The sequence below is a fragment of the Fischerella thermalis PCC 7521 genome, from assembly GCF_000317225.1.
GTDB classification, from domain to species: Bacteria; Cyanobacteriota; Cyanobacteriia; order Cyanobacteriales; family Nostocaceae; genus Fischerella; species Fischerella thermalis.
The window spans coordinates 111,549-138,356 of sequence record NZ_AJLL01000081.1 but is presented as its reverse complement, the minus strand read 5'-3'; the positions used below and the strand labels follow the sequence as shown (position 1 = coordinate 138,356).

Here is a 26,808-nt window from a genome sequence, read left to right as displayed (position 1 = left end):
GCGATCATCTGCGTCATTACCGATTACCAGCCTTGTAAATCAAGATTTGAGTTAAATAACCGCCGCTTCCACAACCGCACCCTGCATTTTCTCAAACGCATCTATGAGGGTTTGCAATTGCTGATCTGCCTTGAACACTCCCAAACCGCGCACTGTGACTTTTCCTGGTGAATAAACAAAACGAGATTTGAGATTTTCTGGTAAATTTCCTGCTAACAAATTCCAAGCAGGTTCTTCCATTGGTGTTTCTAAAACGACGTGTTGTTTTGCTTCTGGTTTAATGCGACTAAAGCCTAGTTTTTTAGCTAATTGTTTCAATTCCATCACCCGCAATAGTTGACTAGCAGGTTTGGGAATTGTACCGTAGCGATCGCTCCACTCAGCAGCAATTTGTGTTAGTTCTTCTTTAGATTTGGCAGCAGCTACCGCACGGTAGGCGCTCATCTTTTGATCGATATCGGGGATGTAATCAGCAGGAACAAAGGCTGTGAGGTTGAGATCAATTTGAGTGTCCTCAACTTTGGGTATTTCTTGTCCCCGGATTTCCCGAATGGCTTCTTCCAACATTTCCATGTATAAATCGAAACCAATTGCTTCCATTTGCCCTGATTGTTCTGCACCCAATAAGTTACCAACACCGCGAATTTCCATATCCCGCACGGCTAATTGATACCCGGAACCCAACTGTGTAAATTCCTGGATGGCTCGTAGGCGTTGGCGGGCAGCATCAGATAATGTGCGTTGTTTCGGGTAAAATAGCCAAGCGTGAGCCTGAATCCCTGCACGTCCTACCCTTCCCCGCAACTGATACAACTGTGCTAAACCAAAACGATGGGCATCTTCTATCAAAATTGTATTGACGCGGGGGATATCTAAACCAGATTCAATAATTGTGGTACAAACCAAGATATCTGCTTCCGCACTACTGAAGGAAAGCATGATCGATTCTAATTCGCCTGCTTCCATTTGTCCGTGAGCGATCGCTATTCTTGCCCCTGGGATCATTTGCCGCAACTCCTCTGTTCTTTTTTCGATACCTTCGACACGGGGTACGACATAGAACACCTGTCCGCCTCTGTCGAGTTCTTGCCGAATGGCACTGCGGACTGTTTCTGGGTTCATTGGTGCAAGATGAGTTTTGATCGGACGGCGGGATGGTGGGGGTGTAGTAATCAAACTCATTTCCCGGATACCCGATAAAGACATATATAAGGTACGGGGGATGGGTGTGGCTGAGAGAGTCAGTACATCCACCTGAGTTTTCAAAGTTTTAATTTTTCTTTTTGGTTCACTCCAAACCGCTGTTCTTCATCTACCACCAACATTCCCAAATCTTTGAAATTTACATCTTTGCTCAATAGTTGGTGTGTACCCACCACTACATCTAATTCACCCGTTGTCAAGCGTTTTTGAATATCGCGGCGTTCTTGGGGACTGCGGAAGCGGTTAAGTAAACCAATGTTAATCGGGTAAGGGGCAAAGCGTTCTTTGAGAGTGTGATAGTGTTGCTGCGTTAGGATAGTAGTAGGTGCAAGGAGTGCCACTTGTTTGCCGGCGGTGACTGCTTTAAAGATAGCGCGGATAGCCACCTCAGTTTTACCGAAACCGACATCGCCACACACTAAGCGATCCATTGGGCGATCGCTTTCCATGTCCCGTTTCACATCTTGTACAGCTTTGAGCTGATCGGTTGTGGGTTGGTAAGGGAACGAGTCCTCCAGTTCTTGCTGCCAAGGCATATCTGCCGGAAAGGCAAAACCTTTTTGTTGCGATCGCGCTGCATATAATTTCAGCAAGTCCACCGCCAGTTTCTTTATGGCTTTGCGGACTTTGTTCTTGGTATTTTCCCAAGCCTTACCAGTCATTTTATTTAGTTCTGGTGGCTTATCGCTGGTGGTACGAAAGCGTGATAAAGCATTGACTTGATCGGCTGCTACCCGTAACAAACCATCTGCGTATTGCACGACCAAATAATCACGGGTTTCATTGTTAACCGTGAGACTTTCCAGCTTGAGGAATTTCCCGATACCGTGATTTCTGTGAACTACATAATCACCGGGACGGAGTTTGTTGGGGTCTACTTGCTTAGAAGCAGCTTTACGACGCTTACGGATATAACCGAAAGTTGCCAGAGTATGCTGCCCGTAAAATTCCCGGTCAGTGACAATCACTGTGCGAAAAGTCGGCAGGATAAAACCTTCCAACTCTGCCAAACCGGAATATTTCAGAGCAACTGGTACGTGATTAATTTGTAACTTGTCGATCGCCTGGTAGTCGCGGGGATTCGGGATAAACTGGGCAGGACAATCGTGTTCTTGCAACAGCGAGACGGAACGGCTAGGTTGTGCCGAAATTAACCAAATCGAGAAATGGCGATCGCGCTCTTGTCTAAGGGTTTCAGCAATTTTGGCATAAGCGTGGGGCGTCGTTGGTAGTCCACGACAAGCAAGATTTATACCTTGATTTTCTTCGGCAATTTCTGATAGATATACTTTCTTAAATGCTTGGGAAGCAGCCAAACAATCATCAAACCAACAATGAATTTTTGGTAATTGGTAATTGGTAATTGGTAATTGGTTGGATTCTTCCCGATTCTCGCTTGCCCACTGTTCCTCGGCATTTTCTACCCAGCGATCGCTATGAGCATGACACTGTTCTGGTTCATCAATAGCAATTAAAGTATTTGCTGGTAAATAATCTAATAATGAAGCTGGTTTTGTGAAAGCCAAGCCTAAAAAGCGACGGCTACCTTCTAAAGATGTACCTGCTTCAAATTGTTCTTTTTCGACGGCGGAAAGATAGGTTTTGACATTTTCTAGCCTTTCCCCACTCAAAGCTGCCATTACCACAGGCGCAAAGCTAGTGGGAGTGAGAATTAATTGGTCGATTTTATCTAAAGCTGAACGTTGAGTTGCCGGATCAAATTCTCGGATTTGCTCAATTTCGTCACCAAACCACTCTAAGCGGACTGGCAGTTCAGAGGACACAGGAAACACATCAACAATATCACCCCGGCGACTCCACTGCCCTTCTGTTTCTACTAATGCAACCCGTTCGTACCCCAGACTCGCTAATTTTTCACTGAAACTATTTAAATCCAATTCCATTCCTTGTTTGAGGGTAAAACAGAAAGGAGCAAAGCTTGTTGGCGGTGGTAGGTGGGGTTGTAAGGCGGCGTGGGTGGCGACGATGGCCATTCGGCTGGTAGTGATGGAGTGATGAGGTGAAACTGTCTCCCCATCTCCCAACTTCCCCACCTCCCCATCTTCCTGGGTTCTAAATTTTACCAAATCTGCCAATACCTGCATCTGTCCCCAAGTCATTTCGGTTTCAGGGTCAAAAGGTTCGTAGGGGGATGCTTCGGATGTGGGATAAAAATGTATAGTTTGCCATCCCATCGCCTCCAGTTGTGCTGTCCAGCGTCCAGCTTCCTCCAAAGTGGCACAGACCACAAATAAATTCTGTCCCATAGTTTGAGCTAGTGCCGAAGCTAGCAAGCCTTTTGGCAGGCGAGGAATGCCATTTAAATGTAAATCTTGGTGCCGATCCAGCTTGGAGATAAATTCTGTGGTGAGCGGCGATCGCCCTAGAGCGCGCACAATGGAAGAAAATGCCATAACTTTTTAAATAGGTGGGAGTCGTTCTGACCAGCAATGCACAATCATAGCGTTTACTTTAACTATTTTAAAAATGTCAACGATAATCAACCCTTATTTTCAAATAAGGCAGAGAGCAGATGGCAGAGGGTAGATGGGGTAAGAATTTTCATGTTTGGTTGTGTACCAACATTCATGAATGGCTTACTTGAAAATATGTTAGTCCCTAGTACAATTACGACTGGACAATAGCTAATATACCGAAACAGTCTTTAACAGTCTTTCTTGACTGATTAATCACTTAATGAATAATGACTAATGGCTGGGTTTGTCTACATAACTCTTTGAGGTGTCTATAGTCAGGTATCCAGGGTCAATTGTCCATAGTAAAGATTTATTTTACGATTGACGATTGATTTTTGACCTGACTGAACACAGACGCGCCTTCTTCGGCTTCCGACAGGATAGCTAAGTAAGTGTTAGATACCGGATACTAATTCAGATTAAAGTTTAAAATGTGGTTGCCGATAGCATCGGTAATTTTAAAGAATGTCACCAACTATCGAAATTCTAATTATTCTTCTACTAATCTTCGCCAACAGCCTATTTGTCATGTCTGAGTTGGCGATCGTCTCAGCTCGAAAAGTGCGTCTGCAACAGCTTGCCGAACGCGGGGATCACAAGGCTCGTGTTGCTTTGGAACTGGCTTCCTCCCCCAACAAATTTTTGGCTACTGTTCAGGTAGGTATTACTCTGCTTGGTATTTTATCCGGTGCTTTTGCTGAATCGACCATAGCCAGAAGACTAGAGCCTTTTTTAGGTTTTGTCCCTTGGTTGCAACGCTATGCTGATGCGATCGCCACTGTCATTGCTGTTTTGATTATCACTTACCTGACGTTGATTCTTGGCGAATTGGTTCCCAAGCGATTGGCATTGAACCACCCAGAACCAATTGCCTCTATAGTTGCTATTCCGATGCGGATGTTGTCAACAATTGGCTCACCAGTTGTTTCTTTACTAAGTATTTCTACTGATGCAGTGCTGCGTATATTAGGCATTAGACCATCCACAGAACCACAAATCACAGAAGAAGAAATCCGGGTTTTAATCGAGCAAGGTACTGAAGAGGGGACTTTTGAGGAAGCGGAACAAGATATGGTAGAGCGAGTATTTCGCTTAGGTGATCGCCCTGTCAGTTCTTTTATGACACCGCGTCCGGATATTGTCTGGCTAGACTTGGATGATTCTCCCACAGAAAATCGTCAAAAGATAATTGAAAATGGTTATTCTCGGTATCCGGTTTGTCAAGGAGGACTAGATAATGTCCTTGGTATAATTGCTGTGACTGACTTGTTGGCTCGGAGTTTGTGTGGAGAACAGCTAGATTTAACTGTAGCATTGCGAAAGGCTGAATTTGTCCCAGAAAGCACCCGTGGCTTGAAAGTTTTGGAGTTGTTCAAACAAACTGTCACTCACATGGCTTTGGTAGTAGATGAATACGGTGTGATTCAGGGATTAGTCACTCTCAACGACGTGATGATTGAAATTGTGGGTGATGTTCCCACAGCCGATGAACTGGAGAATCCCCAAGCTGTACAACGGGAAGATGGATCTTGGTTATTAGATGGAATGTTATCTGTAGAAGAATTTTTTGAAATGTTCGACCTTGAGGAATATCTACGAATTCATCAAGGTAATTACCAAACATTGGGTGGTTTTGTGATTACCCATCTCGGTCGAATTCCCGCAGCCGCTGATCACTTTGAATGGCAAGGTATGCGTTTTGAAGTCATGGATATGGATGGTAATCGCGTGGATAAAGTCCTGGTTATACCAAAACAGATGCGATCGGCTGATCAGGAAAAAGGAGATTAGGGTTTTGGGGAGATGGGGTGATGACAGGGGTATGAGGGGTATGAGGGGTGTGAGGGGTGTGAGGGGTGTGAGGGGTGTGAGGGGTGTGAGGGGTATGAGAAGTACAAGGATAAAATATTTCTTTATACTCTTCACACTCCCCACACTTCCCCCACTCCTCACACTTCCCTTCCCTCACTCCACCCTTACGGAAAGCCGCTACGCGTCTACACACTCCCCATGCTCCCGATTCTAGGCTGTTTTAAAAAATCTAATAATCTCACGAACATGGTCGAGAAATTGCCCGTCGGTGGAAAGTTGAGCGATCGCAGCCCTTGCTTCTCTTGCTAGGCGTTCGTGTTCTGTTTGATTTGTCGCCCGTAATTCTTCTAAATTAGCACAAAGACGAGCCAATTCTTTGCGTGTGTCTTCTGTGTAACGTTGCTGATTTGCTACTAGCGAGTAGGAATTTTCGGGGTCTAGTTGTTCTTCTATGCGTTTAATCCTGTCTTCGTTGACATCCAAGCGGTTACGGAGTTCGACAATGTCTTGGCGGGGATATTTCCATTCATTCCCAATCGCAGTTAAGCGTGTATATAAATATTCATAAGCACTGATCGCTGGACGTAAACCTGTTAAGAGTAAAGCTGCACCAGAACCGAAGTATCCGACAGCACTAATACCTTTAAGAGCGAGAATATAAAGACCAACTGCTGAGATTAAGTGTAAAGTAATGGCAATTAGGAGCGATCGCTTGGCTAAAATCTTCACATAATCCAATTGTTTATCATCAACAGGGATTTCTTTTTCTGTTGATTGTTCTGCCTCTGCTAATACTTCTTTGGCTTTAAAATAGACATTCCAAGGCACTGTCACAATCACTAACAACCACCAAAAACTTGCACCACCAATCACCCAATCCAAAAAGTTACCAGAGGGTAAATGAAACCATTGAAATATACTAAAAATTAGCAATACGGAAACTACAATTCCAATACTAGAACTGAGAAAAAAGTTAAGATACATAATGCTTTAATTCCCATGTAGGTCTTTTTTCCATCATGGCTTTTGGTTAATAGAAGAACATAAAAGCTTGTGATGGTTTTCAGAGCTACACACAGTTATGGGTAATGCGTATTTAATTGCCAATGCAATAAAAGTAATTACACATTTTGGCATACCCCCCGTTGCTTGAGAAATTGCTTTAGCCTAGCTGTTTTTATGGATTAGTTGTAGGCTTTAGAAATAGCCATGCGACAAAAAATGTGGCTGCTGTCAACAATTGCGTTAAATCCAATGCAGATAGATATCCATCTGCAAACGAAGCAATACTTCTATCTGTAATGCCAAATAACCAAGAAGAGATGCCAAACAGCCAAATTCCATTCTTCAGATAGCCGACAAATTCCTTGGTTTCAGAAGGTTGCTGCTTATTCATGCTTTTTTGTCTCCGTTAGTTAAAAAATACGCAAAGAACCTAGATATGACGAAAAACCACCAGTAGCTGTCTTGGCTACCAGTGAAATACCCATGTGATATTCACTACAAGCACTTTTTGCCCTTGATTACTATTAATTTCTGTATAACTATATTAATAAATATTTTAAATCATTGACATAACTATCCAAAGGTACATTGTGATCAAACTATGTCAAAAGCAAAGAGTCTGAGGTTAAAGTGAGTTTGATTAATTTCCTTTCCCCCTTGATCTTTAACCTTTTCCCCTACTGCCAAGCCGCGAAAAATAAAACTTTATACTTGAAGAAGAAAGAGTAGTTTTCAATAGGAGGGGAGAGCAATGGCTCCCAATCCCGCCATCATGCAAGCTGTAGAACGGTTGGGTTATCGTGTCACAGTGGGCGATGTGGCATCCCAGGCAGGATTAAATGTCGAACTCGCAAGTGCTGGACTATTGGCACTCGCATCAGACGCTGGTGGACATATGCAGGTAGCAGAATCAGGCGATATTGTTTACCTGTTTCCGCGCAATTTTCGAGATATTTTGCGCAGCAAATACTTGCGGTTGCAGTTGCAGGAGTGGTGGAGAAAAATCTGGAGCGTCCTATTTTATATAATCCGGATTTCTTTTGGTATTTTACTCATAGCTTCTATCGCCTTAATTTACATCACTATCCTCGTGATTATTATGTCTGCTAACTCCGATCGCGATAGTGGCGATCGCGGTAGTGATTTTGGCGGAGGCTTTTTCTATTTTCCCAATTTATTTTGGTATTTCAGTCCCAACTACGACACATACTACCCAGAAAGACAACAGGAACGAAGACAAAGCGATCTGAACTTTCTGGAAGCAGTATTTTCATTTTTGTTTGGTGATGGGAACCCCAACGCCAACTTAGAAAAACGTCGTTGGCGGACAATTGCAGCAGTAATTCGCAATAATAAAGGCGCAGTGGTAGCTGAACAAATAGCTCCCTACCTTGATGATATTGGTGAAACGTATCAACAAGAGTATGAAGATTATATGCTGCCAGTTTTGACGCGATTTAATGGTCAGCCAAAAGTAAGTCCAGAAGGGCAAATTGTCTATTATTTCCCAGATTTACAAGTAAGTGCTGCCAAAAAACGCGATCGCTCAATATCACCCTATCTAGAAGAATTACCCTGGCGTTTTAGTGCAGCTTCTTCCGGACAAATTCTCCTCAGTGCTGGGTTGGGTGTCGTCAATATTGTCGGTGCTTTAATTCTGGGAAGCTTGTTAAGAGATGGTACAGCAGCAGCTGTTTTAGGCGGATTAGTAGCTTTTGCCCAAGGAATTTATTGGCTGCTGTTGGCTTATGGTATTGGTTTTTTGGGTATACCCTTAGTACGTTATTTTTGGATTCAATGGCGTAATCGTAAAATAACTGAACGCAACCGTACTAGACAAGCACGAGCCAGAGTATTAGCAAGTGCAGATACTCAATTGCAACAAAAAATAGCCTATGCAGGACAATTTGCGGCTGAAAAAATAGTTGGTAAAGAAGATTTAGTGTATTCCACTGAAGCCGACTTGCTAGAACAGGAAGTTGAGCGTAGTGATCAAATTGACGCAGAATGGCACAAGCGTCTTGAGGAAGGGAGTAGGGAATAGGAGATGGGGAGTGTGGGGAGTAAACAACCAACAACCAACAACCAACCACTAACCACCCCATTGTGAAAAGGGGTTTTTGACTAAATTACTGTTGAAATATCTGGGGTCTTCTGAAACTTCTTCACCAATCCAAGGAGGTAATTCAATTTTTTGTGTTTCTTGATTGAGTTCGACTTCTGCTAATATTAGCCCTTTATTAACACCTTCAAATTCGTCTATTTCCCAAACTAAACCACCCCAGTCTATCTTATATCTAGTCTTTTCTATTAAAGGGCGATCGCACAACTTATCCAGCATTTCTTGAGCATCTTCAATCGGAATAGAATATTCAAATTCAGATCTAGAGTAGTGAATACTGGGGCCTTTTATTGTTAAATAACCTTGGCTGCCTACTATGCGGACACGTACAGTAGCTTGTTTTTGTGTAGCAATGTATCCCTGACGGTATACACTACCTTCAGCCAGTTTTCTCCACTCATCTCCTTTAACTAAAAATTTACGCTCTATTTCCTTCGCCATAATAATCCCTTCATTAGTTAGTCATTAGTTATTTGTTGTATAGAGAAGTGCAATTTTGATATATAACATCAATTTACTAAGAGTAATAATATTTCAATAGTAATGCATAATTAACAATCAACAATTACCACTCAACCATCAACGCATAATCTATCTGTAATCTGTGTTTATCGGTGTTTATCGGTGTTCGCTTTCTAAAACAGAAATTTTCTTACCGCCTTAATTCACATCGGACATAATTTATATTTATTTACATATCATATTGATTTCTGGAATTTTATTTAGCTATCTAGTAGTTCTATCTAAGCTTAAGTTTTTTTGAGAATTGTTTGGGTCTTGCCTTAAAAGTGCATAAATTGATTTAACTGCATCATATAGTTAAATCAGGAAATTTTTGAGAAATTTTGAAGTGTTCCCAAGCATTAGTGTGGGTGATGAAAAAGCTTGACATAAACTCTACTCTATAAAGGAGAATTTATATGTCGAAGAATACCGAGCATGTATTTGTAGATGTTGTAGAGACTAATCACAAATCAGTAGTTCAAAGATATCTACAAAATCCCTTTTCTATTGCATGGTCAAAATTGTCTGCCTTAACACAATCTATCCACAGCCGCACAGCAGAAGTACAGCAAGAAAATCAATTTGAAGAAGACAGACCAGATTCTACCCAAGAGCGATATTTATACCGTCCCTTCACAGATCGCATCGACCCATCACTTTACTATGCGATTTTCTTTCACAGCTAACACTTATAAGCTTGAGTCAATATAAATTAAAAGCTGTTTATTTATCCAGTTAGCTTGCGTTTGTACCCATGTGTGGGCGTGGGGGTGTAAGGGTGTAGGGGCGAGGGAGTTCAATTTGTTATTCCTGTAGAAAATAAGCAGCTTTTACTTTTTACAACCATATCACTGCCTGATTTTAGTGAAACCTAATATTTGAAATAGGGTAAAGGTAGAAGGGACGACAAGCTAGCTAAAGTGCTTGCTGTATAAGTCCATGCTTGGTGGTGAGTAAAATTTTTTTATTGGGACTGGCTTCTACTTATTTCCGGTCTATTTGTGTGAAACGTGTAATGATCTAGTAAGTGCTGCTAAATGCTGCCTGTGCAGTTACACTACCATTGTTAAAGCTAAAATAATTTTTATTTATAGATCGTGAAGAACAATCTTTCCTGGGAGTTAATTAAAATTCTTCACTTCAATTCCCAAACACACCAAGAAGAAGTGCATGCTCCGCCATTATCGGCCCTGAAAGAGCGTGACTGGAAGGCATTGAAAGAACTTTTTGACAGGAAAGATGGTGATGAAATTGAAGCAGATATCAACAGTAAATTGTGTTTGATGGTTCCAGAACCATGTTGGGAAGATGAACCCTTTGATTTCTTGCGCGAATATCTTTAAATGATTTGTTGGTGGTTAGTGGTTAGTTGGTGGTTGGTGGTTGGTTGTTGTACCAGACGTGTCGTGGCACCTCTGTACAGTGGTTAGTAGTTAGTGGTTAGTAGTTAGTGGTTAGTAGTTACTTATTCTTTAAACTACTTACTCCCCCCACCTCCCCACCACTCCATTCAGGCGACTCAGAAAAGTACGCAGGCGATCGCTTCGGGGATTTGAGATCACTTCACTAGCCGGCCCTTGTTCTGCCACAATGCCTTTATCCATAAAGATAACGCGATGTGCAACTTCACGAGCAAATTGCATTTCATGGGTAACAACTACCATTGTCATGCCCTCAGTTGCTAATTCCTGCATTACTTGCAAAACTTCTCCGACTAGTTCTGGATCTAGGGCGCTGGTGGGTTCATCAAATAGCATTATTTGGGGATTCATGCATAAACTGCGAGCAATAGCTACCCGTTGTTTTTGTCCACCAGAAAGCTGTTGGGGGTAAGCTGATGCTTTGTCAAATAGTCCCACTTTTTCTAGATAAAACCCTGCTTGTTGTGTACTTTCTTTGCGGGTTTTACCTAAGACTTTGCAAGGCGCTAGTATTAAATTTTCCAAAACTGTGAGGTGAGGAAACAAGTTGAATTGTTGAAAAACCATGCCAACTTGAGTCCGTAATTGTCGCAGTTGCTTTTGATTGAATTGGGGATGGGATAAATTAATACCGTTGACTGTTAAATGTCCGCTATCAATTTTTTCTAAGCGGTTGAAGCAGCGCAGTAGGGTACTTTTTCCGCAACCAGAGGAACCGATAACGGCGACTACTTCTCCTCGGTTAATTTCACCGCTAATTCCTTTGAGGACTTTGAGGGAACCGAAGTTTTTTTCAATGTTATGAAATGTGATCACGGGGGTGGAGGAGTTCATGGGGGTGTAGGAGAATTAGTTATCTATTCATTTGGGTAATGGTGTATTAATGAACCACCAAGACGCCAAGACGCCAAGAGGGAAGAGAGGATGAGGGTTTTAAGCTGGTTACGGTTTGTGTTGGTTATGGGATTTTGTTGTTTGTTGTTACTTGGTGGTTATGGTTTTAACGATAGTGTAAGTGGTGCAGTTAAAACTTTGAAGGTGGCGACGGAACCTGCTTTTCCTCCTTTTGAGTTTATAGGGGAGGGTGGTCAACCCCAAGGTTTTTCTTACGATTTGATGAGGGCGATCGCTAAGGCGGCTAATTTTAATGTTAATTTCCAGAGTATACCGTTTGATGGGATTATCCCAGCTTTACAAGCAAAAACAGTGGATGCGGCGATTAGTTCGATCACTATTACGGAGGAGAGGGCGAAAGCTGTTTCTTTTTCGCGTCCTTATTTTAAGGCGGGGTTAGCGATCGCTATTCGTGCTGACAATCAAGATATTACTAATTTTGCAAGTTTGCGGAATAAGAGAGTTGCTGTGCAAATTGGTACTACTGGTGCAAAGAAAGCTCAAAGTGTTCCGGGGGCGCAAATTCGCAGTTTTGATTCTGCACCTTTGGCATTACAAGAGTTGGCAAATGGTAATGTAGATGCGGTTATTAATGATGCACCAGTGACTTTATATGCAATTAATACTGGTAATCTTCAGGGAATTAAGGTGGTGCAGGAGTTGTTGACCCAGGAGTATTACGGTATTGCTACGGGGAGAAATTCACCTAATTTGGCATTAATTAATCGAGGTTTGACAAGTGTCTTGAAAAGTGGTGAATATGCCCAAATTTATCAAAAATGGTTTAAAGCAACACCGCCTGATTTACCAGCAAAATTACCATTTACTACTGATACTGGTTCTGGGGAATCTGGACTAAATAATTCTGTTGGTGTGGTTTTGCGGTCTCTGCCAATTTTATTACAAGGCGCTGTGGTAACGCTGCAACTAACAATATTTTCTATTGTTTTGGGTTTGGTTGGGGGTTCTTTAATTGGAATTATTCGTCTTTCTCATATCAAGCCTATACGTTGGGTAGCACGAGCGTATATTGATTTTTTCCGGGGTACACCATTATTGGTACAAATTTTCATGATTTATTTTGGCATACCTGCAATTATACAGGAGCTTGGTTTGACGTTTAATTTTAATCGCTTTGCAGCAGCAGTTATTGCATTGAGTTTGAATTGTGCTGCTTACATTGCAGAAATTGTTCGTGCTGGGATTCAATCAATAGAAGTAGGACAATCAGAAGCAGCGCAATCATTAGGTTTAAGTTCTGTACAAACGATGCGCTATATTATTTTCCCCCAAGCTTTTCGGCGGATGATACCACCTTTGGGTAATGAATTTATTAGTTTGTTGAAAGATACGAGTTTAGTGGCTGTAATTGGTTCTGAAGAATTATTCCGCAAAGGACAATTAATAGTTGCAGACAATTACCGCCCCTTTGAAATTTATGCGGCTGTAGCAGTAATATATTTATGTTTAACGCTGCTTTCTTCGCAAGCTTTTAGTAAGTTGGAAATTTGGATGAGTCCAGCTAAGAAATTATGAATTATGAATTATGAATTATGAAAAAATAATAGACACACATCGATAAACCATCTGTGTGCATCTGTGTTCATCTGTGTTCGTTATTCATCGATTTTGATTGTGGCTGTAAGTTATCTGCTGAGTCCGATATTTTTTGGGAAGGCGAACACCGATACACACCGATGTAGACGCCCCTAAGGGCGGCTTCCCGCAGGCTACACTGATGGTTTATCTGTGTGCATCTGTGTTCATCTGTGCTCGTTATTCATCGATTTGATTGTGGCTGTAAGTTATCTGCTGAGTCCGATATTTTTTGGGAAGGCGAACACCGATACACACCGATGTAGACGCCCCTAAGGGCGGCTTCGGTGCAGGGTACACTGATGGTTTATCTGTGTTCGTAATCATTTTATATTTTTTGCCTTTTAGTTTTTAGCTTTTAACTTATACAAACTTCTATATTCCCAAGGTTTCACGAATTTGGTATCACTCCAAACGCCTCTTTGATTTGCTTTGGCTTCGGTTTCGGCTGCTTCAATGATTTCTTTACTAGGACATTTATTTAAGTAAGGACGATAAACTAGTGCTAACCCTTCACGTACTAACAATTCTTGAATAAAAGTACCATTACGTAATCTAACTTCTGCAACTTTGCGCCCATAGCGATCGCTGTCTGTAACTGTAAGATTAACGCGATCGCCTGCTTGGTTGATTAGTTCTTGCACTCTTGCTTGCGCTTTTGTTCCCCAAGTAAATTGGTTGCGATCGCTGGCGGCTTTACTTTGTCTTTCTTTTGTGGAATGAGGTATTTCTGGTGCATCCACACAAGCAAAGCGGACGGTGAATTCATTACCTTTTGTATCTTTGATTCTGATAGTATCACCATCGCTGACTCGTTCTACGATGTCGCCTGAAGGAAACAGGCGATCGCATCCCATCAAACCAAAAATTAGGATAGCCGTACAAAGCCAAAGTAAAGTTTGTTTACTTGTTTTCACAACGCTAAAATTCATATTCCTCTTTGTCTAGTTGCTTGCCAAATGTATCAGGATTAGGGCGCATCATCACGTAGACAGAAGTTCAATAGATATTAAGCGTTAGTATAAGAAATGTAAACTCCCAACAGTAAGTATAAGTTTCTCATGAACTTTTTGACTTACGTCATGCATCTTGTGGGTTCGGGTGCAGTTGCATACTACAGCGCCGCACAAATCCGTGACTCTAAAACCCGTCCTAATGTTCTCGCAGGTTTTCAGTTAGCAGAATCTGGTTCTGTACCTTTTTTGACAAAACTTAGCGATCGCGCCGCCGTAGAAGGTGATACATGGTTGGCAGAAAAATTGACAAAACATGCAGCAGATGAAACCAGACATGGTCAAATTTTTGCCCATGCTTTAAAGCAGCTGAATAAACAAGTGATTGATTTTAAGAGTTTACCGCAGGGAACTGAGGAAAACAAATCACAACAAAGACGTAGCCCATTTTTTGCTGCTTACTTTGAGGGCTACACTCAAGAACAGTTAAAACCAGATGTGATTGACTGGGGTGTTTTTATGGGTAGCACCTACATCCTAGAACTAGACGCCAGTAAAGATTTCGCACGCATGGCAAAGGTGTTGCCTGATGATGATCCAAAAAGTCGTAATCTCAAGTTAGGGATGTTAAGTGTTGCCAAGGATGAAACTGGCCATGCTGGATATCTCTATGAAGCAATGATGCGACGGATGTCTGCTGTTGAGGTGCAAAAACTAGTAGATGAGTGGCGTACTCGTAAAGTAAATGCTTTGTTGGCGTTTGCAGCTAATATTTTGCAAGTTAAAGGACAAACTCGTTCTTTAGTACAAGATGGTGCTGCTTCGGAAAGTGACTCTGAACTAATTGTCGCTTAATAATTGCACAGGGGAATGCAGATCTCTTACACAAATATTTTTTACCCCACCCTAACCCTCCCCTTGTAAAGGGGAGGGAACTATATATGATTTATGAGAATCGCAAAGCCTAGATCCCCAAATTTTTAGAAATGTCGGGGATCTTTGTTGTATGAACTTTTTTACAATTAGAATCCAGTATTATTTACATTGTCATTTAAAAACTACACAATTTCGTAAATTTTTGAAGAACGCATTACTAAATATACTGATCCCGAATCAATAGTTTGATATGCTGTTACAGCATATCAGTCAAAGCTGCTTAAGTACACACTTAAGTAGTATCTGGTTTTCATTTTTATGTTTTCATTAGATCAAAAAAAGAGTTCAAAACAATCTTTTCAATCTCCGGCAAATAAAGTGTCTTGGTATTATCGAAATATAGTCTTTGTGAGCGTGTTTTTTGCTGTTATATCCACTTGCATCTATGGGATTTATTCCTTGAAATTCACTTTAATTACTTCTAATTTGAGTCGTTCATCTCAATCATTTCACCCCACATCTATTCCTTGGCTAACTAATAAAGCTGATTGTGAACATAATCTTAGTCGAGTCTGGCGTGAAGGTCATTGTTGGGATTATGAACACAATCCTAGTTTTTGAACACAAGCATTGAGAACTTGACTGGATAATTTGGTTGGTACTTGAGTCTCAGGCTGTTGGGCTTTTACAGAAACAGCTAAACTACTAGAAGCTAATACAATAACTGTTGCTAAAAGTTTAGTATTCATGCATTTTAGGCAGTTCACTGTTTCTATTTTAATTTTTTTTAGATGATGATAAGCTCCAAGTAACCATCTAGGAAGTTTTTCTGGATGCATATTAATTTTCTCCTGTTCAAAAGTTGAAAAACACTTTCATCGGAGCTTCCTAAGTTTACAGATTGCTTGGAGTTTTGCTTAATTCAAACAGAAGCAAACATTGTCACCAAAATTAACATTACAGCCAAACCACAAACCCAAAGTATTAAAGACCCCCAGCTAACAGAATCTTGTTGAATTTTGTGCCACAAACTATTTTCTGAATTATTGCGAGTTGCCATAATTCCTAACCTCCAATTTTTGATTGTGATATTGCAATCACTACATGTGTAATTAGCGGATGCTTACTTTTATTAAGCTTTTTCTACTTAAAAGATGATCAATGTTATTTGATTATGTTTTTTATTCTGCTACAACAAGGCGATCGCACAATCAAGTCTGTGAACATTCTTAATATATTGCAGTTTACCGTAGAGAGTACAAAAACTAACTGCGATCTCTCTGTTACCTCCATAGAGTATGAAAAGTTATAGATACGCCCAATAACGGCTTTCCGTAGGGTCAATTGCGTAAGCGATTAGCAGCAATGGATTATAGGTTTACTGTTGAGTTAATCTCTGTTCTCTATTTTCAATACACATAACTTTAAAATCATACTTAGGAATTAAGACTATTTACTTCTGTTGAATGTGAACAAGTTATAAATCATTATGATTAGCTTAAGACTAGCAATTATTCAAGGTGACAAAATATGCATAGAACACTGATCACGACTTTAATTTTTATATTCTTAATTTTGTTTATCATCTCTCCCTTTGCTGCTCTTGCTAATTTAATGCTCGTGTTATTAGTTGCAGCATTCTTCTTTTTACTATGGAGTGTATTGCAAGCAATTGTTGGTAAAAAAACTGATTCTCATAGTTGATAAAATATCATCTCATACCAATTCCAAAAATGTTTGCAATAGATAACTCCACCCACCTAACAGCACCCTTCCCGCTCTCGCTATACATCATCTCACTTAAACAAAAAGATGCTTCGAGTCAATAAAGACAAGAAGCATCCAATATTAGTGTTTTGACTTTGGCGATTTCACCATTGACAGTACTATTGTACTAAAAAAGGTGAATCGCGACCACAAGGTGATAGTAGAAGGTAGTTACCCTCTTGTTAAACGGACATGTTCTAGAATTCGCTGTTTGCGGTCATTTGAGCTGGAGTTCAGCGTAGGCTTTATAAAGTCGTTTGTACTCCGAGCTAGATGCTCCATGATTCGCTTTTGACGGTCAGATTGTGTAGCCATAATCTAGTGTAAGATAATACTCGATTCTTAGACTGTGGGCTTTAACCAATCATTTGTCTTAGTACGATTTTAGCGAAATACTAAAAATAAAATCGCATAATATACCCTAACATTTAATTCTCTAAGCAGAGTATTTTTACTCTCTATCTTATCTGCTGATTTTTGCCAACAATTGCTATGAGACTTTGATGCTAGCCAATAATGAGAACTAGGTTAAAAGAAGGTTAACATTATTCAGACTTTACCAATCAAAAATGACGAACCTTAGCACTTAGATTCAATTTGTGCTGAGAGAATTAGTAAAATTTAACAAACTAAGAAAAAATTTGCACAAAATAAAATTAAGCTTCAAGATGTCAAGGCAAATTTAGCTATCGAGGAACAGATTTTAAATAAAATTAAAACTTGAGCAGAAGAAGGTGCGATCGCTCAACTTCAATGCCACTAGATCAAACACATCCTTATTATCGTTTTCCAGCAAAAATTCGTTTAGAGAAACAATCGCTAGATATCAAGGGTAAAAGTATTTCTCTACAGTCAGGAATGTCTATCACTGCTAACATTAAAGTCTGCGAAGAACGGAGGATTATGAGTTTATTCACTGAATGATTTACTAAGCAGGTTGAGAGCCTGAAAGAGGTTCGTTGTTGTTTATCAGGGAAAGGTGCAACAATAAACTTAATGAAAGGTTTTCGTTGTCGTTTGAATGACGTGTCACCTTTTGTAGAAGATGGCACTTATCCTTTTACTAGGCGTTTATTCATCGCAATTTGTCGGGATGGTACACCTGACGAAACTGCTGGGATTGCCTACGTTAATATGTTACTATCCAAAGAAGGTCAAAAGCTCGTTGAAAAAGCAGGCTATGTCCCTCTACGTTAATTGTCTGAAATACATAAGATACGATTTTGCAAGATGTCTACTTATTTAGCCTTCATCTTTCTTCTGATGCTTCAATGAGTTTCATCAGACTATCTAAAGTTTTTGTCAGCTGCGATATTCTTTGCAGTGAATGATCCTGTGTTTCAGCCAGAGTTTGTACTGCGTCACACAAGGCTAAGATTTGATAGCCCTGCTGTTGCAACTGTTTTCCTTGTTCTTCAACTTGGGTGCTAAGATTATCCACTCTTTGAGCTAAACGTTCAATAGTTTCTGTAGTGGCTAGTACAGCTTCTCCAATTTGCTCAACAATAGATTCTAAGCGACCTACTTTAATTTCCGCCCCTGCTATAACCATTTATCCAACTCCTTAATTTTGAGATCGCATCACAGTAAATTTTTTGTTGCTTAATTTTTTAATAAGTTGAATACAAGCAGCTGTTGCCACTTTATATATTAGTCTGTGATTTTTCCAGACTTCAATTAAGATAAGTTACGCTCTAAGAGCAAAAAGTTTCAACTCAAACATCATCTATCTCAGCAGGAAAACACTCTACAAAAACAAAGTGTTATTTCTAGCCACCACCATATACGATTTTTGACTTTTAGGGAGAAAATAAATACTAGAGTTACTGTATGTTTTTGCAATGATTTTGCTTTTTATACAAAGCAAAATCGCTTTTCTCCAACCTTGATAGATATCAATGTTTGAGTGGGGATTACAAGCTGATATTCTTAAGTAACATAACTGACTTTAGTGTTTCAATGTTAACACTCAGTTGATAGCAAATTTTAACACAATTAGTTGTGATATCCAGATGAAAAACGTTTTTTCATCCACCATAAGATATATTAAATACGCTTTATGTGAAATTTATAAAAAGTGATGATCCCTATCTACTAGATGAAGATTCAGTGAATATACGGTTGTATTTGAATCTTAATAATAAAGGTGAGTCTATAGTCGAAATAAAGGTACGTAAAATAACTTTTTCGCTCAACACTCGGCTTGACAATGTACGAAATACCATTTACAACCGTTGTTGAAGGTGCAACTTCTAACACATGGAACCTATCATTTCATCCTCACCCCTCAGTAACGTCTAAATTTAAACGTTGTTTAGATATTCTGGGTGGCATCATTGGGCTATTTATACTAGCTATTGTATTTATCCCGATCGCGATCGCGATCAAACTAGACAGTCCTGGTCCCATTTTTTTTGTACAAGAACGTTACGGATTACAAGGACGACCATTTTATATTCGTAAATTCCGCTCAATGGTTCCTGAGGCTGAACAGCTAAAATACTTAGTTAGAAATGAAGCTAACGGGCTTATATTTAAAAATAAGAATGACTTCCGAGTAACCAGAGTAGGACGTTTTTTACGAAGCACTAGCTTAGACGAACTTCCGCAATTTTGGAATGTCCTGATTGGGGAAATGAGTTTAGTAGGAACACGCCCGCCCACCGCTGACGAAGTAGCACATTACAATCAACGTCACTGGCAACGTTTAAATGTTAAACCAGGTCTAACTGGTGAGTGGCAAACTAGCGGTCGCTCCCATGTGAAAGACTTTGAACAAATTGTAGATTTAGACTTGCAATACCAAAAGAAATGGCATCCCTTATATGACTTGCTATTGATTGCTAAAACTTTCTATATTCTAATGGCTAGAGTAGGAGCTTTCTAATTAAACGAGTCGATAGTTAATAAACAATACAGAGGTCTAATAAATAAATGCCAAGTAACACAATATTTGTTACTTGGCAAAATTTTTAACTCACTTTGCCTTGTTAAAACTAATACCAAGTTCCATTCATAGACATTACATCACCCCGCCTTTGGCACCCCTGTGGTGAACCCGCACAGAGGGGATGGGGTGAGGTTTTCTGATATTTTGCACCTACGCCATATCCCGCCGATGAATAAATTCCAAGGCTAATAGCACAAGTCCGTGTTAGTCAAATTTATCTGACTTTGGCTATTAGCCAATAAATTTATTGAGTTAAAAATGTCTATAAATTATCATAACAATAAAACCCCATAGAACTCCAGGGTCAAAACACGCAAAAACGCCTGACAAAAATGCCAGGCGTCTTGTTGCAAAATTGTAAACAGAACAAGTATTTGCAATTAAATTTACAGCCCCTCGGCTTGCTCAGTAGAAATAGCACTTACTTGCGTGCTATCAACTGTTTTAGCTTGCAAAGTAGGGATATCGGTAACGGAATTGTTAGCCAGGGTAAATAATGGATTCGACAAAATTCCGGCAATGGAAGTGGCGATCAAAGTAGTTATCAAGCCCACTTGTAAAGGTCTAAACCCAGGTAAATTCCAACTGATTGCAGGATAATTCTTCACAGAATTGGACATTTCTTGGGGTTCTTTAACTACCATCATTTTCACTACCCGAATGTAGTAGTAGATGGAGACAACACTAGTAATTAACCCCAATAAAACTAACCAGTAAAGACCTGCTTGCCAACCAGCCCAGAATAGGTAAATCTTTCCAAAGAACCCAGCTAAGGGCGGAATACCACCTAACGACAACAGGGAAATACTTAATCCCAAAGTCAACAGGGGATCTTTCTGATATAAACCAGAATACTCGGCAATTTGGTCAGTTCCCGTCCGCAGAGAGAAGAGAATCACGCAGGTAAAGCCGCACAGGTTCATAAATAGATACACCAACAAATAAAATATCATGCTGGCATATCCGGCTTGGGTGTCAGCAATCAAGCCAATCATCACAAATCCAGCTTGGGCGATGGATGAATAAGCTAACATCCGTTTCATGCTGGTTTGTGCTAGGGCGACGACGTTACCCAACACCATACTCAGCACAGCTAAGGCGGTAAAGACGAATTTCCACTCCTCGGCGACAAGAGGAAAAACAGTTGTCAGCAAACGAATAGCAAGGGCAAATCCAGCAGCTTTGGAACCAACAGATAAAAAGGCAATGACTGGGGTAGGTGCGCCTTCGTAAACGTCTGGTGTCCATTGGTGGAAGGGTGCTGCGGAGATTTTGAAGCCAATACCTGCAATGGCAAATACCAGAGCAATCACTATACCTAATGATTGAGATAGGTTTGCACTAGCAATACCATTAGCGATCGCATTGAGTTCCGTTTGTCCACCAGACAAACCGTACAGCAGAGAAACGCCATACAAAAATACCGCTGTACTTGCAGCACCAATTAACAGGTACTTCAGTGCTGCTTCATTAGAACGGGGATCGCGTTTGGTATAACCGGTCAGCAAATAAGAGGAAATACTCAAGGTTTCTAGCGAGACGAAAATCATCACCAACTCACTAGCGCCTGATAAAAACATTCCTCCCAAGGTCGCTGTCAGCAAAATCGCTATGAATTCTGCTAAAGCGGTGCCACTTTGTTCAACGTAGCGTATTGACATCAAAATTGTCACCGCTGCGGACAAAGCCACAATACCGCGAAAGACAATACTGAGGTTGTCACCGTTAAAAGCACCGGCAAAAAACAGGGGATTGGCATTATCCCATTCAAAATAGAGGGCGACTATGGAGGCTAACAAACCTGCGATCGCCAGATATCCAATCCAGCGTGAAGAATTGCGCCCCAAAATCAAGTCCACTATCAAAACCCCCAAGAAGGTTAAGACTACAATTCCCTCTGGTAATATAGTTCCAGCATTCAACTGGGATGCAACATTAGCAAAATCCATGAGCTGTATAGGTTTTGGCGATTAGACATTTAAGGAACCAACTGTGTTAATTCTATTGTTTTTTTAACTAAAGTTTCCTAAATCTGTTTGTATTACGGGATCAATAGCATCAAATTAATTTATGCTTCAATTTGTTATTTGTAGATAGTTGATTGTTGGTTGGAAAAACTACCTACCAACAATCAACCACGAACCACTAACACATTTCCAAACAATAAGCAGATTCAGTGACATACTGAATCTGCTGTTCTTAAGTATTATATTGCGCTTGGCAAATGGTTATTATTTATGCCTTCTAGCAATTGCTCTTTAGGTGTTGAACTCTATAAGTTCATTCAAGCCTTAATAACGTCGAGAGTATCCACCGCTGTTACTTTTTCCCCAGCTACCACCGCCGGAGCGTCCACTTTTTTCCTCCCGAGGTCTTGCTTTATTAACTTTCATTACGCGACCTTTCCATTCGGCGCCATCCAAAGCATTAATGGCAGCCGTTTCTGCTGCTTCTGATTCCATTTCTACGAAACCAAAGCCTCGTGAGCGACCCGTTTCCCGATCTGTGGGAAGTTGAACTCGCGTCACAGTGCCATACTCTGAAAATACGTCGCTTAGCTCTTCTTGGCTAACACTGTAGGATAGGTTGCCTACGTAAATTGACATTAATCTCTCCAGAATTCAGTTATGCATATGCAGAGCCGTTCATCCGGAGAGCCACTTGCAGTTTTCAACAAAAACAAGAACACCACCGCCGAACTTTATTCTCCAACCTTATTTTAACATAAATCTTATTCTAGCAAGGCTATATTTACCCTTTTATGGCATATCTTTGAGCAAAATGTATTATTTTTAACGGTTAATCCTATTATTATTGCTTATGCTTCAGCTGACACAATAATTTGTCACCATACTAGGTCTTAATAAATAGTAAATATTAGATTTTATAATTATTATTAGTTTGATTGTTTATAGAAAGTTTTCGAGCGATCGCTAAGCTGAATATACCAGAGTGAAAATATCAAATTATGTCTTAGGCAAGATGTGAAATACCTAATTGTATGAGTTTATTAATTGATTTAACTTTGATGAAAATCAAAGTTTTATATTTTCAACTTGGACTTTGAAACATCTAAAACAAAACACCTATTATTTAGTATTGACCTAAAAATAAGTTTTTGTTCATGGATACTGAAGATTCCCTATGTTCACTCAACTGAAAATACAAAACAATTGTTAACATTTTTACCTAGATTTAAACCATAATTGATGAGAGTGCATGGAAGAATACAGTGTCAGAGGATAAAATTTACGGTGCAGACAATGCAACATACATGCACATACAAGATGCGCAATCATCAAAAATCAAACAGCGATCGCGCACCATAGAATCAATGCTTTTCAATCTGCCACGTACCGCCAACCTTGAGGCTGATACTCGCGCTGAATTCGTACCATCCACGTACCTTGAGGGATAGAAATAGCTTTATGCTCTTCGTGAGCAAGTGTTGCCTCTTTTGAAACGACACGCAGGTACAAAGTACCATCTTTTTCGTATAATTCCGCTTGTCCATCAATGATGCGATGTGTGTGTCCGGTGACTTCACCTGCCGCTAAAATCAAGTGCAGTAGCTTTTGTCCCTTGATTTGCTGTATTGTTTGCTGTACAGGCAGCAAAATCACATCGCCTTGACGAATTGGTTGCATGTCTTTTGTTCTCCCAGGAAATGGTACACAGCCCCATTGACAGTTATCAGTTTCATTAGTGGGTATAACTCTCAGCAATTGGACGAGAATGGGTTGGTGGAACGGACTGTGATCCCCAACATACATCTGATAGCTGTTTACTGTTCACTGAATTTAAGGACTCTCACAAAATTTGATTCAATTTTGCCACAACCTGAAGAAATCAAGTAGGAAAAATCGGGAGATGGGTGAGCTGGAGAGGTGGAGGTAGTATGAGGAGTATGGGGAATAAATAACCACTGTTAGGTTATAGATGTCCTTTCTTACGACTGAGGGCGGGGTAGTATTTGTATGAAAATACTTCGGTTTGATGTCAAGATGCACGTTCAAATGCTATCCCGTAACGGGAGACGTGCGTATAGACGCACACTGCGGGCTTCAAGCTAAGAAGACCCCTACTACCGACCCAATGCCTAAAAAGTGCAATTTTTCAAATAATAGTCGCCAATTATGCCTCAGATAAGTTAAAGATTGAAATAACTGGAAATTCGCAGTTCTACCCCACCCTTTGGGAAATACTACCTGCGGATATGGCAAATGCCTAACGCTGGAATTTAAGGGGATTACTTTGCGAGTAGTTTGTGTGAGGATGAAATCACATACCTCTAGTGACTAATAATCTTGACATTTACCTGCCAATTATTTCAATTTGACTGTTTAGTGACTGTTTAGCTTAGCAGCTATTCTTTTTTTGAAATTTCCATGTCAACTCTTGTCATCGTCGAATCTCCGACCAAAGCTCGTACCATTCGCAACTACCTGCCAAAAAACTATCGGGTAGAAGCATCTATGGGTCATGTGCGTGACCTACCCCAGTCGGCTAGCGAAATTCCCGCCAATGTCAAAGGGGAAAAATGGGCGCAGCTTGGGGTAAATGTAGACGCCGACTTTGAACCACTGTATGTCGTTCCCAAGGACAAAAAGAAAGTTGTCACTCAGCTAAAAGAAGCTCTCAAAGACGCTTCCGAACTGATTTTGGCAACAGACGAAGACCGAGAAGGTGAAAGCATTAGTTGGCATTTGTACCAGTTGCTCAAGCCCAAAGTACCAACTAAGCGGATGGTGTTTCACGAAATTACTCAAGAAGCCATCAAAAAAGCTCTGCAAAACTGCCGCAGTATCGACGAGCAATTAGTTCGCGCCCAAGAAACACGGCGAATTTTGGATCGACTTGTGGGTTATACCCTGTCTCCTCTGCTGTGGAAAAAAATCGCTTGGGGATTATCTGCGGGTCGTGTACAGTCGGTAGCAGTGCGGTTGCTGGTGAACCGAGAACGGGAACGCCGTGCTTTCAAACAAGCGACCTACTGGGATTTGAAAGCTACTTTGACCCCACCACAAACTGGAAAAAGCAAAGAGCAGTCCTTTACTGCTGTACTTGTCACCTTAGCAGGAACTAGACTAGCAACTGGCAGCGATTTTGACCCTTCCACAGGGAAGATAATCGCTGATCGCAAAGTCGTGCTGCTCAATCAAGCCGAAGCAGAAGCCCTCAAACAACGCCTAAGTGATAAGACCTGGAAAGTTACGGATATTGAAGAACGTCCAGTAACGCGCAAACCAGCACCGCCGTTTACTACTTCCACCCTGCAACAGGAAGCTAACCGCAAATTGCGGCTTTCAGCACGGGATACAATGCGGATTGCCCAAAGTTTGTATGAACAGGGATATATTACCTACATGCGTACAGACTCGGTGCATTTGTCGGAACAGGCCATAGCAGCAGCCCGTAGCTGTGTAGAACAGCTTTACGGTAAGCAGTACCTTAGCCCCCAACCCCGACAGTACACCACCAAATCTAAAGGCGCACAAGAAGCTCACGAAGCGATTCGTCCGGCGGGTAGCAGCTTCCGTACTCCCCAAGAAACAGGCTTGAGCGATCGCGAACTCAAACTCTACGATTTAATTTGGAAGCGTACCGTCGCCTGTCAAATGGCTGACTCTCGCCAAACCCAAATCACCGTGCAACTGCAAGTGGAAGACGCTGGTTTCCGTTCTTCTGGCAAACGCATCGATTTTCCTGGCTACCTAAGGGCGTATGTCGAAGGATCTGACGATCCCGAAGCTGCACTAGAAGACCAAGAAATCATTTTGCCTGATCTCAAAGTCGGGGACCACCCAGACTGTCAAGACTTAGAAACAGTCAAGCACGAAACTCAACCCCCAGCCAGGTATACTGAAGCTACTTTAGTAAAAACCTTAGAAAGTGAAGGTATTGGACGTCCTAGTACCTACGCCAGCATTATTGGCACAATTATTGACAAAGGTTACGCCCAACTGACTAATAATGCCCTCATTCCCAGTTTCACTGCTTTTGCTGTCACTGAACTGCTCGAAAAATACTTCCACGATGTCGTTGATCCCAGTTTTACCTCCAAAATGGAGCAAACTCTCGATGATATCGCTGCTGGTGAAGCTGAGTGGCTACCATATTTGCGGCAATTTTATCTAGGAGATAATGGTCTAGAAACCCTGGTCAAACAAAAAGAAGACCAGATTGATGCCAACCAAGCTAGAACTGTAGAACTAGAAAACTTAAACGCCAAAATCCGCATCGGTAAATTTGGCCCCTACATTGAAGTTGAAAATGGTGATGGTGTCGTTACAGCATCGATTCCTCGAGATTTGACTCCTGCTGACCTCGATCCCCAAAAGGTAGAAACCTTGCTCAGGCAAAAAACCTCTGGCCCGGACGAGGTAGGACGTCACCCCGAAACAGGCGAACCAATTTACGTACTCATAGGTCCCTACGGCCCTTACGTGCAATTGGGTGACAAATCTGATGAAAATCCTAAACCGAAACAAGCTTCTCTACCTAAGGGTGTCAAGCCAGAAGATGTCACCTTAGACATGGCTGTTGGTCTTTTATCCCTACCCCGGACACTAGGCACCCATCCAGAAACAGGCGCAACCATTCAAGCTAATTTGGGACGCTTTGGCCCCTATATCGTCCATAACGCCAAGGAGGGCAAAGACTATCGTTCCCTCAAAGCAGGTGACGATGTATTGACAATTTCCTTGGAACGTGCATTAGAATTATTGTCTGAACCAAAAAAAGGACGCAGTACAAGTAGTAAATCTAAAGCGGCTTTACGGGAATTGGGAACTCACCCAGAGGATGGAGAACCTGTAAACATCTATGATGGACCATACGGGCCTTACATCAAGCACGGCAAAACCAATGTCAGTCTTCCAGAAGGTACATCACCAGAAAATATAGCGCTGGATACAGCATTGGAGTTGCTAGCAAGCAAAACATCAAGCGGTAAATCCACTCGCAAAACCACTAAATCTACAAATAGTTCGCGTAGCAAATCAACGAAAGCCAAATCATCAACGACTGCTGCCAAAAAAACTAGCTAAAGACAACAGTTAAATCAGTGAACAGTTATCAAACCCATGGTGTTTCGCTAGCAATGAAACTGCTAACTGATAACTGCGAATAGGGCATAGTCCACAGTCTGACTATTGGCTATCTATATGTATGGGCGAAGCTTTTAGGTAATATTTTATTAACTGAGTGAAAATATTTATTACTTATC

General features: G+C 41.0%; 23 protein-coding genes and 2 pseudogenes. 12 read left to right on the top strand and 13 right to left on the bottom strand.

Annotated features, from left to right (window positions below; translation table 11 throughout):
- Positions 1-51: 51 nt before the first annotated feature.
- A pseudogene (gene mfd / locus UYK_RS24355) lies at positions 52-3,617 on the bottom strand (transcription-repair coupling factor).
- A 528-nt stretch (positions 3,618-4,145) separates the two neighbouring features.
- Here mfd and UYK_RS0117525 point away from each other — a divergent pair.
- Positions 4,146-5,471, top strand: coding sequence for a hemolysin family protein (locus tag UYK_RS0117525; RefSeq protein ID WP_009453671.1), 1,326 nt, complete (start codon positions 4,146-4,148; stop codon positions 5,469-5,471).
- 231 nt (positions 5,472-5,702) lie between these two features.
- Here the strand turns inward: UYK_RS0117525 and UYK_RS0117520 are convergent, their stop codons facing one another.
- Together UYK_RS0117520 and UYK_RS0117515 are read right to left on the bottom strand one after the other, a co-directional pair.
- The gene (locus tag UYK_RS0117520) at positions 5,703-6,476 is read right to left on the bottom strand and encodes a hypothetical protein (protein WP_009453669.1); all 774 of its coding nucleotides are present in this window, start codon (positions 6,474-6,476) and stop codon (positions 5,703-5,705) included.
- A 193-nt stretch (positions 6,477-6,669) separates the two neighbouring features.
- On the bottom strand, positions 6,670-6,888 hold the full coding sequence (locus UYK_RS0117515; RefSeq protein ID WP_009453668.1) for a hypothetical protein: 219 nt from the start codon (positions 6,886-6,888) through the stop codon (positions 6,670-6,672).
- A 360-nt stretch (positions 6,889-7,248) separates the two neighbouring features.
- Between UYK_RS0117515 and UYK_RS0117510 the strand changes: the two genes are divergently transcribed.
- A complete protein-coding gene (locus UYK_RS0117510) occupies positions 7,249-8,541 on the top strand; it encodes a hypothetical protein (protein ID WP_016871849.1) in 1,293 nt (430 codons plus the stop codon).
- 48 nt (positions 8,542-8,589) lie between these two features.
- On the opposite strand, the gene UYK_RS0117505 is transcribed toward UYK_RS0117510, so the two are convergent.
- Positions 8,590-9,060 (bottom strand): CYTH domain-containing protein, encoded by a 471-nt coding sequence (locus UYK_RS0117505; RefSeq protein WP_009453666.1) that lies wholly within the window; start codon positions 9,058-9,060, stop codon positions 8,590-8,592.
- Positions 9,061-9,539: 479 nt separating this feature from the next.
- Here UYK_RS0117505 and UYK_RS0117500 point away from each other — a divergent pair, with 479 nt between their 5' ends.
- Both UYK_RS0117500 and UYK_RS0117495 read left to right on the top strand, forming a co-directional pair.
- Positions 9,540-9,809 (top strand): hypothetical protein, encoded by a 270-nt coding sequence (locus UYK_RS0117500; protein ID WP_009453665.1) that lies wholly within the window; start codon positions 9,540-9,542, stop codon positions 9,807-9,809.
- 411 nt (positions 9,810-10,220) lie between these two features.
- Complete coding sequence (locus UYK_RS0117495; protein ID WP_009453664.1) at positions 10,221-10,466, top strand: hypothetical protein; 246 nt, start codon at positions 10,221-10,223, stop codon at positions 10,464-10,466.
- 138 nt (positions 10,467-10,604) lie between these two features.
- Here UYK_RS0117495 and UYK_RS0117490 read toward each other — a convergent pair whose 3' ends face one another.
- Positions 10,605-11,378, bottom strand: a complete 774-nt coding sequence (locus tag UYK_RS0117490) for an amino acid ABC transporter ATP-binding protein (RefSeq protein ID WP_009453663.1) — start codon at positions 11,376-11,378, stop codon at positions 10,605-10,607.
- 90 nt (positions 11,379-11,468) lie between these two features.
- Here UYK_RS0117490 and UYK_RS0117485 point away from each other — a divergent pair, with 90 nt between their 5' ends.
- A complete protein-coding gene (locus tag UYK_RS0117485; RefSeq protein ID WP_009453662.1) occupies positions 11,469-12,974 on the top strand; it encodes an ABC transporter permease subunit in 1,506 nt (501 codons plus the stop codon).
- A 240-nt stretch (positions 12,975-13,214) separates the two neighbouring features.
- Here UYK_RS0117485 and UYK_RS26285 read toward each other — a convergent pair whose 3' ends face one another.
- Complete coding sequence (locus tag UYK_RS26285) at positions 13,215-13,361, bottom strand: hypothetical protein (RefSeq protein WP_157221837.1); 147 nt, start codon at positions 13,359-13,361, stop codon at positions 13,215-13,217.
- 17 nt (positions 13,362-13,378) lie between these two features.
- Positions 13,379-13,966 carry a thermonuclease family protein gene (locus UYK_RS0117480; protein WP_009459315.1) on the bottom strand — a complete coding sequence of 196 codons (588 nt, stop codon included), beginning with the start codon at positions 13,964-13,966 and terminating at the stop codon, positions 13,379-13,381.
- 129 nt (positions 13,967-14,095) lie between these two features.
- On the opposite strand from UYK_RS0117480, the gene UYK_RS0117475 reads away from it, so the two are divergent.
- Positions 14,096-14,842, top strand: coding sequence for a hypothetical protein (locus UYK_RS0117475; protein WP_009459314.1), 747 nt, complete (start codon positions 14,096-14,098; stop codon positions 14,840-14,842).
- Positions 14,843-15,459: 617 nt separating this feature from the next.
- On the opposite strand, the gene UYK_RS0117470 is transcribed toward UYK_RS0117475, so the two are convergent.
- Together UYK_RS0117470 and UYK_RS26870 are read right to left on the bottom strand one after the other, a co-directional pair.
- On the bottom strand, positions 15,460-15,702 hold the full coding sequence (locus tag UYK_RS0117470; protein WP_009459312.1) for a hypothetical protein: 243 nt from the start codon (positions 15,700-15,702) through the stop codon (positions 15,460-15,462).
- 83 nt (positions 15,703-15,785) lie between these two features.
- Positions 15,786-15,923, bottom strand: a complete 138-nt coding sequence (locus tag UYK_RS26870; protein WP_016871848.1) for a hypothetical protein — start codon at positions 15,921-15,923, stop codon at positions 15,786-15,788.
- 114 nt (positions 15,924-16,037) lie between these two features.
- On the opposite strand from UYK_RS26870, the gene UYK_RS26280 reads away from it, so the two are divergent.
- The 4 genes and pseudogenes from UYK_RS26280 to UYK_RS0117450 all read left to right on the top strand — a co-directional run bounded on the left by UYK_RS26280 (position 16,038) and on the right by UYK_RS0117450 (position 17,827).
- The gene (locus UYK_RS26280) at positions 16,038-16,175 is read left to right on the top strand and encodes a hypothetical protein (RefSeq protein ID WP_157221836.1); all 138 of its coding nucleotides are present in this window, start codon (positions 16,038-16,040) and stop codon (positions 16,173-16,175) included.
- A 218-nt stretch (positions 16,176-16,393) separates the two neighbouring features.
- The gene (locus tag UYK_RS26865; RefSeq protein WP_009459310.1) at positions 16,394-16,567 is read left to right on the top strand and encodes a hypothetical protein; all 174 of its coding nucleotides are present in this window, start codon (positions 16,394-16,396) and stop codon (positions 16,565-16,567) included.
- A gap of 807 nt (positions 16,568-17,374) precedes the next feature.
- A pseudogene (locus UYK_RS0117455) lies at positions 17,375-17,554 on the top strand (hypothetical protein); the annotation flags it as partial.
- Positions 17,555-17,626: 72 nt separating this feature from the next.
- Positions 17,627-17,827: a hypothetical protein gene (locus tag UYK_RS0117450; protein ID WP_009459307.1), complete on the top strand. Its 201-nt coding sequence runs from the start codon at positions 17,627-17,629 to the stop codon at positions 17,825-17,827.
- Between the two features lie 52 nt (positions 17,828-17,879).
- Here UYK_RS0117450 and UYK_RS0117445 read toward each other — a convergent pair whose 3' ends face one another.
- A complete protein-coding gene (locus tag UYK_RS0117445) occupies positions 17,880-18,182 on the bottom strand; it encodes a hypothetical protein (RefSeq protein ID WP_009459305.1) in 303 nt (100 codons plus the stop codon).
- A 657-nt stretch (positions 18,183-18,839) separates the two neighbouring features.
- Between UYK_RS0117445 and UYK_RS0117440 the strand changes: the two genes are divergently transcribed.
- On the top strand, positions 18,840-19,517 hold the full coding sequence (locus tag UYK_RS0117440) for a sugar transferase (RefSeq protein WP_009459303.1): 678 nt from the start codon (positions 18,840-18,842) through the stop codon (positions 19,515-19,517).
- 449 nt (positions 19,518-19,966) lie between these two features.
- On the opposite strand, the gene UYK_RS0117435 is transcribed toward UYK_RS0117440, so the two are convergent.
- The 3 genes from UYK_RS0117435 to UYK_RS0117425 form a co-directional block, all read right to left on the bottom strand.
- Complete coding sequence (locus UYK_RS0117435; protein ID WP_009459301.1) at positions 19,967-21,529, bottom strand: NAD(P)H-quinone oxidoreductase subunit N; 1,563 nt, start codon at positions 21,527-21,529, stop codon at positions 19,967-19,969.
- A 342-nt stretch (positions 21,530-21,871) separates the two neighbouring features.
- Positions 21,872-22,186, bottom strand: coding sequence for an RNA recognition motif domain-containing protein (locus UYK_RS0117430; RefSeq protein ID WP_009459299.1), 315 nt, complete (start codon positions 22,184-22,186; stop codon positions 21,872-21,874).
- A gap of 735 nt (positions 22,187-22,921) precedes the next feature.
- Positions 22,922-23,227 carry a hypothetical protein gene (locus tag UYK_RS0117425; protein WP_009459297.1) on the bottom strand — a complete coding sequence of 102 codons (306 nt, stop codon included), beginning with the start codon at positions 23,225-23,227 and terminating at the stop codon, positions 22,922-22,924.
- A 741-nt stretch (positions 23,228-23,968) separates the two neighbouring features.
- Between UYK_RS0117425 and topA the strand changes: the two genes are divergently transcribed.
- Positions 23,969-26,629, top strand: a complete 2,661-nt coding sequence (gene topA, locus UYK_RS0117420; RefSeq protein WP_009459295.1) for a type I DNA topoisomerase — start codon at positions 23,969-23,971, stop codon at positions 26,627-26,629.
- The last annotated feature ends 179 nt before the right edge of the window (positions 26,630-26,808 follow it).